7 protein-coding genes are annotated in these 6,375 nt (G+C 69.4%); 2 read left to right on the top strand and 5 right to left on the bottom strand.

The features are described from left to right. Nucleotides 1-126: 126 nt before the first annotated feature. From J2X42_RS23005 to J2X42_RS22985, 5 genes are read right to left on the bottom strand one after another with little or no spacing between them, the layout of a single operon-like run. Nucleotides 127-1,134, bottom strand: a complete 1,008-nt coding sequence (locus tag J2X42_RS23005; protein ID WP_310168431.1) for an o-succinylbenzoate synthase — start codon at nucleotides 1,132-1,134, stop codon at nucleotides 127-129. 53 nt (nucleotides 1,135-1,187) lie between these two features. Continuing rightward, a complete protein-coding gene (locus tag J2X42_RS23000; RefSeq protein ID WP_310168430.1) occupies nucleotides 1,188-2,204 on the bottom strand; it encodes a magnesium and cobalt transport protein CorA in 1,017 nt (338 codons plus the stop codon). Next, nucleotides 2,201-2,746, bottom strand: coding sequence for a MarR family transcriptional regulator (locus tag J2X42_RS22995; protein WP_310168429.1), 546 nt, complete (start codon nucleotides 2,744-2,746; stop codon nucleotides 2,201-2,203). The genes J2X42_RS23000 and J2X42_RS22995 overlap by 4 nt, the downstream gene beginning before the upstream one ends. Next, nucleotides 2,743-4,365: an ABC transporter permease subunit gene (locus J2X42_RS22990; RefSeq protein WP_310168432.1), complete on the bottom strand. Its 1,623-nt coding sequence runs from the start codon at nucleotides 4,363-4,365 to the stop codon at nucleotides 2,743-2,745. The genes J2X42_RS22995 and J2X42_RS22990 overlap by 4 nt, the downstream gene beginning before the upstream one ends. 1 nt (nucleotide 4,366) lies before the next feature. Then, the gene (locus J2X42_RS22985; protein WP_310168428.1) at nucleotides 4,367-5,359 is read right to left on the bottom strand and encodes an ABC transporter ATP-binding protein; all 993 of its coding nucleotides are present in this window, start codon (nucleotides 5,357-5,359) and stop codon (nucleotides 4,367-4,369) included. A 101-nt stretch (nucleotides 5,360-5,460) separates the two neighbouring features. Between J2X42_RS22985 and J2X42_RS22980 the strand changes: the two genes are divergently transcribed. Further along, nucleotides 5,461-5,796 carry a helix-turn-helix transcriptional regulator gene (locus J2X42_RS22980; RefSeq protein ID WP_131131164.1) on the top strand — a complete coding sequence of 112 codons (336 nt, stop codon included), beginning with the start codon at nucleotides 5,461-5,463 and terminating at the stop codon, nucleotides 5,794-5,796. 16 nt (nucleotides 5,797-5,812) lie between these two features. Continuing rightward, complete coding sequence (locus J2X42_RS22975; RefSeq protein ID WP_310168425.1) at nucleotides 5,813-6,319, top strand: SRPBCC family protein; 507 nt, start codon at nucleotides 5,813-5,815, stop codon at nucleotides 6,317-6,319. Nucleotides 6,320-6,375: the final 56 nt, after the last annotated feature.

Below are 6,375 nucleotides of genomic sequence, written 5' to 3'. Positions count from 1 at the left end.
CAACAGAGCGTCGCAATCATGCCGGGACCGGCAGGCCAGCACACCCCACATCCTGCACCAGAAAGGGGCTACGAAGAAGGTAACGAGCGTCCTGGAAGGGGGGTGGGTCAGGGGTTATCGGGCGGGCTAGCCGGAAGCCAGCAGGGCGTGGACCCTTGCCAGGCGGGCCAGCCACCAGTCCCGGCGGTCCGCGGGAGCCGCATATCGCTCCAGCAGCCCGGCGTCGGCGGCGACGTCGCGGAGGCGGATGGCGCCGTCGTCGGCCACCAGCGGATCCAGCGTGATGTCCGACTCGAACAGGGACACCGTCCCCAGCCCGCACGCGTACGGCAGCTCCGGCAGCGAAGCCGCCAACGCCAGTCCGGCGCGGATGCCCACGGAGGTGTCCAGCGCGGAACTGACGACGGCGGGCAGCCCGGCCTGCGCCACAATGTCCAGGGCGCGCCGCACTCCCCCGAGCGGCGCCACCTTCACCACCAGCAGGTCGGCCGCCCCGGCCCGAGCCACGCGGAGGGGGTCGGATTCCTTGCGCACGCTCTCGTCGGCCGCGATCAGCACCGGGGTGCCCGCGGCGCGCAGCTGCGAGCGCACGTCGGCGAGGCCCTCTATGGTGGGGACCGGCTGTTCGGCGTATTCAAGTCCGACGGCGGCGAGCCGGGTCAGTGCCTCCACGGCCGTGGGTACGTCCCATCCCCCGTTGGCGTCCACGCGGATGGCGGCGTCCGGCAGGGCGGCCCGGACGGCGGCAACACGGGCGGCGTCGTCGTCGAGAGTCTGTCCGCGTTCGGCCACCTTGACCTTGACCGCATCCACCCGGCCGAACCGGGCCAGCACCTCCGGCACCCGGTCCGCCGAAACAGCAGGCACGGTGGCGTTCACCGGAATGACGGACCGCAGCGGCGCGGGGAAGCCGTGCCAGCCGGCCTCGACGGCGGCGGCGAGCCAGCGGGAGGCCTCGGCGTCGTCGTATTCGGGGAACGGGCAGAACTCGCCCCAGCCCGCGGGGCCGTGCAGCAGCAGGGCCTCACGCTCCATGATGCCGCGGAACTTCACCCGCATGGGCAGGCTGACCACGTGCGCGGACGCGAGCAGTTCGTCCAGGGCAGGGAAGTTGGACGGGACGGAGGCAGGCATGCCCTTCAGCCTACCGGCGGCGCTGCGGACAGGCGTCGCTGCGGCCCCGGCGGCTAGATCCACTTGTTGTGCTTGAACGTCCAGTAGAGGACCAGCCCCATGGCCAGCATCAGGCCCAGGGCAAAGGGGTAGCCGAACACCCAGTTGAGCTCGGGCATGTCCGTGAAGTTCATGCCGTAGATGGTGCCCACGAGGGTGGGCGCGAAGAGGATGGCGGCCCAGGACGAGATCCGTTTGACCTGCTCGCTCTGGGCGAAGCTGGATTCGGTGAGCTTGCGCATCTCGTCGTTCTGCCGCTGCGCCACGAGGGCCGTGTTGACCGCCAGTGCGTTCTGCAGCAGGGCCCGGAAGGACGCCACCCGTTCGTTGAGCCGCAGCACGTGGTCCAGCACGTCCCGGAAGTGGTCCTGCAGTTCCGGCCCGGGCGTGCGTTCCGGTGTCCCGGTCATCAGGACCTGCAGGATCCCCACCAGTGGGCTGGTGGCGCGCTGGAACGTGATGACCTGGCGGGAGAGTTCGTAGATCCGGCGGGAGACGTCCGGGTCGGCGCCGAAGAGGTCGTCCTCGATCTCGTCGACGTCGTTCTCCAGGCCGGCCGCGACGGGCTCGTACTCGTCCACCACCTGGTCGAGGATGCCATATAGCACCGCATCGGGACCCAGGGCGAGGAACTCGGGCATGGCCTCCATCCGGCGCCGGACCCTTGCCAGGTCCGGGGATTCCGCGTGCCGGACCGTGACCACGTAGTCGGCGCCGACGAACACGTGGATCTCGCCGAAATCCACCTTCTCCACGTCGTCCAGGTAGCGGGCGGGCCGCAGCACCAGAAAGACGCACTCGCCGTAATGCTCAAGTTTGGCGCGCTGGTGCCCGGCGAGCGCATCCTCCACGGCCAGGGAGTTGAGGTCGAACTCCTCGGCCACGGACCGGAGTTCGACGGCGTCCGGCCGGTACATGCCGATCCACGCCATTCCCTCGCGCTGCCTGAGGACGAAGTACGTCTCGTCGAGGCCTTCGGGATCCGCTGTCCGCAGCCCGTCCACGTACACCGCGTTGTCGATAATGGTCATGCCGCGCCTCCTTTGGACAGAACTTCGCCAGCCTGGACTTCGCCGGTCAGGACTTCGCCGGACGGAACCCCGCGGGAACCGCCCGCCCGTTGATGCTCCCAGTCATCCAGGAGGGCCGGCATCCTGGCAGCGAGGAATCGGTAGAAGCTGCCCATTTCCGTCACCCGGGAACGGGCGGCGGATCCTGCCGGCAAGGCCTCGGCCGTCGCGTCCGTCAGGGCTGCGAGGCTTTGGTAGATGGGGCTCTTCCGCATCGAGACGACGTACCACTCGTCGTCGTAAAGGGCGTACAGGTCGCGGCGGCTGCCGGGCTGGGAGACCCGGTGGACGAACCCCACGGTCTGCAGGTACCGGACGGCGCCGGACACCGCTGCGGCGCTCACTCCCAGCCTCTCCGCAAGCTCGGCCGCCGTGAGGCTTCCGTCCTCGGATGAGACCAGCGCCATCAGTGCCCTGGCAGGCATCTTGGGGAAGCCGGCCGCCGCGAAGGCCGCCGCGGCCTTTTCGGCCGCGGCGTTGATCTCAGCTTCCCCGGCCCTCATGCCGTCCCCGTTTCCCGCCGCCGCATGCCAGTGACGGCGACGACGGCGGCGAGGACTGCGATGGCGAGCATCCACCACGCGCCGCTCCAGTCCGTCGTCGAACCGTTGGGCACCGGGGTGTGGGTGAACGGCGAGAGGTCGCGGATGCTCTGGTCCATGCCCACCATGCCGCCGAAGATCCCCGTGACCACACCGGCTGCCAGGAGCGCCCACCCCACTGGGATGGTGGCCGCGGGCCAGAGGACGAACACCAGCGCCGGGACAGCGAGGTAGATCAGTGCGGCGGGAAGCTGCGCCGCGGCGGTCTCCCACACGGCCCAGCCGTCCATGGAGGTGTCGCCCGATCCGGTCAGGGAAGCCCAGGCGCCCAGCCCCGTCAGGAACAGGACAAGCACCACCGACGCCGTGCCCAGCACCAGGTAGCCGGCGAGCCAGCGGATCCTGCTGACCGGGGCGGCGAGCAGGAGTTCGGCGGTGCCTGCCGCCTCCTCCTGGCGGAGCCGGAGGATGGCCTGGAGTCCGCAGGCGGCGGCCAGGATACCGGCGATCGAGAACAGCACGGAGACCAGGAGCTGGGTCAGGGACACGCCCTGGGACTGCAGCATCGCGCGCAGGGCAGCCGTGACGTTGCTGCTGGCAAGGTCCGCGTTGGCGATCGCGCCCGCCAGCGAGCCTGTCAGGAGTCCCGTGGCCAGCCCGCCCAGGCTCCAGCCGACGATTGAGCCGGCCTGCAGCCGGACGGCGAGTGTAAAGGGGCTGTTCAGTCCGGGGCGCGCTGTGGCCCTGCCGGGCAGCGCTCCCCAGACGCTCGCGCCGCTGTCCCGCCGTTCCAGGAGGGCCCAGGCGGCTCCGAGGCTTACGGCGGCGAGCGCCAGCGGCAGGAGCAGCGGCCACCACCGGTCGCCGGTGAAGGCGAACGTCTGCTGGCCCCAGCCGATCGGTGAGAACCAGCTGGCCGGGCCCGCCGTCATCACCGTTCCGCCGGCGTCGGGCGTGCCGGTGGCGTCCCCGATGCCCCGCAGGATGTACGCGAGGACAACGAGCGCCGCGGAGAACCCGTTCGCGCCGCGGGAGGTCCCCATCAGCTGCGCCACGAGGAGGCCCACGCCCAGGAAGGCCAGCCCGACGGCGCCAACAGCGGCTCCCGCTACCCGGGCACCGGCAGGATCGAGCCCCGCCGCCGTGAAGCCGGCGAACACCGCCAGGGCCACCAGGACGTTGGCTGCGGTGCCGTGTATCAGTGTGGCCACGGCCGGAGTCAGGCGCCCGGCCGGGGTGGAGGCGATCAGCTCGGCGCTCCCGGTTTCCTCCTCGGCCCGTGAGTGGCGCACGGCCAGGAAGGTGCTCATCATGCCGGCCAGCAGGGCCAGGAAGGAGAAGATCTGGAAGAACGTGAAGGCGCCGATGCCCGCCCCGCGGGCCAGGCCGCGGAGCATCAGGATGGCCGGGGTGGCGATGGCCACCTGCAGGATCTCGGCGCGGCTGGAATCCTCGCCGTAGGTCTGGTGGATGGCGGTTGCGGAGAAAAGGGCCAGGGCGCCGATGCCCAGCACCCAGATGGCCAGCTGCCAGCGGTCACGCCGCAGCCGCTGGCCCCACAGGATCCGGAGCGCGGCCATCTTAGCCAAGACCCCTCGTACCCAGCAGGTGCCGGTGCCGGGCGTGCTCGGGCTCTCCCCCGGCCGCCCCGTCGGCCACGGATGTGTCACCGTAGTGGCGCAGGAACAGCTCCTCCAGCGACGGCGGCGTGATGGTCAGTCCCTGCACGCCCAGGGAACCAAGTGCCGGAAGCACCTCGGCGATCCGGTCCGAGTCGGCACCAAACCTGATCCTGCCGCCGTCGGCCGTCAGGTCATGGACGGCGGCCAGCTCACCCAGGGCGCGGGTGTCCAGTCCGTCAGCCGCGAAGGAAACCTCGGTGCGGGTGAGGTGGCGCAGCGAGTCAAGCGTTCCGCCGTCCACCACCTTCCCGGCGCGGATGATGCTCACGCGGTGGCACAGCACTTCCACCTCGGAGAGGATGTGGCTGGAGAGGAGCACGGTGGCACCGCGTTCGACGGCGGCGAGCGTCTCCGCGCGGAAGACCGCCTCCATGAGCGGGTCAAGGCCGCTGGTGGGCTCGTCGAACAGGTACAGCTCGGCGTCCGTGGCCAGGGCGGCGATCAGCGCCACCTTCTGCCGGTTGCCCTTGGAATAGGCGCGGCCTTTCTTGCCGGGGTCGAAGTCGAAGGCTTCGCAGAGGCGTGCCTTGCGCTGCCGGTAGTCCCTGCCCTCCGCGGTCCGGCCGGACGTGCCGCCCCGGAGGCGCGAAAGCAGGTCGATGGTTTCGCCGCCGGACAGGTTGGGCCAGAGCCGCACGTCGCCGGGGACGTAGGCCAGGCGGCGGTGCAGTTCCACGGACTGCGTCCACGGGTCAAGGCCCAGGACGCCGGCCGTGCCGGACGTGGCCTTCGCCAGGCCCAGCAGGACGCGGAGGGTGGTGGATTTGCCGGCGCCATTGGGGCCGAGGAACCCGTGGATCTCCCCCCGCTGGACGTCAAGGTTGAGTCCGTCAAGGGCCCGGACCCTGCCGAAGTGCTTGTGCAAATCAACGGTCTGGATGATGGTTTCCATACTTCGAACATTACTCAGATTCACAAATTTGTGAATACTGCAAATGCGCAATCCCGCACCCGCCCTTCCAATGCATATCAATATGGATATATAATTGCTGCATGGCACGGGCAGCAACAACAGCGGATACGTTCAACGCGGTGGCCGAGCCCCGCCGTCGGGAAATCCTGGACGCCCTCGCCCAACGCGAACGGCCGGTCAACGAACTCGTGGAAATCCTCGGCCTGGCCCAGCCGCACGTGTCGCGGCACCTGCGCGTGCTGCGCGAGGTGGGTGCGGTGGACGTGCGCGACGAAGGCCGGCAGCGGGTCTACCGGCTGAATCCGCAGGCGCTGAAGCCCATCCACGACTGGGTTGCCAGCTACCAGCACCTCTGGGAGGAGCGCTTCGATCTCCTGGAGGACGTGCTGGAGGACCTCAAAGAGCAGGAAAACTAAGAGAAGGAGCAGGGCAATGGCACAGGCAAGCAGCAGCACCATGGACGTCACTTTCCCCAGTGACGAGGAAATCCTGATCACCCGCACCCTCAACGCACCCCGGCACCTCGTCTACAGGGCCTGGACCACGCCCGAACTCGTCAAGAAGTGGTGGCCGGGCCGGCGCGGCGAGATGACGGTGGCGGAGATGGACTTCCGGGTGGGCGGCGCGTGGCGGTACGTCATGGTGGCGCACGGCGAATTCGAGGTGGGCTTCCACGGCACGTACCGGGAGATTGTGCCCAACGAGCGGATCGTCAACACGGAGGTCATGGAGATGCCGGGCGTGCCGACGGACAGCGAGGAGGGCGCCGTGGTCAACACGGTCACCTTTGAAGAGGCCGACGGCGGCGCCACCACGGTCCGGATCCGCACCGACGCGGGCAGCAAGGAAGTCCGGGACATGATTGCGCAGTCCGGCATGGAAGGCGGCGTGCGCGAGCAGTTCGAGATCATCGAGGAGCTCGCGGCGACCCTGGCCTGACAGCCCCCGTCTAAAGCAACGCGGGGTCACTTCCGGCCCGATAAACCATGATCATT

This window comes from Arthrobacter sp. BE255, assembly GCF_031457335.1.
Classification (GTDB): Bacteria; Actinomycetota; Actinomycetes; order Actinomycetales; family Micrococcaceae; genus Arthrobacter.
This window is presented reverse-complemented; position numbering and strand designations above follow the sequence as displayed.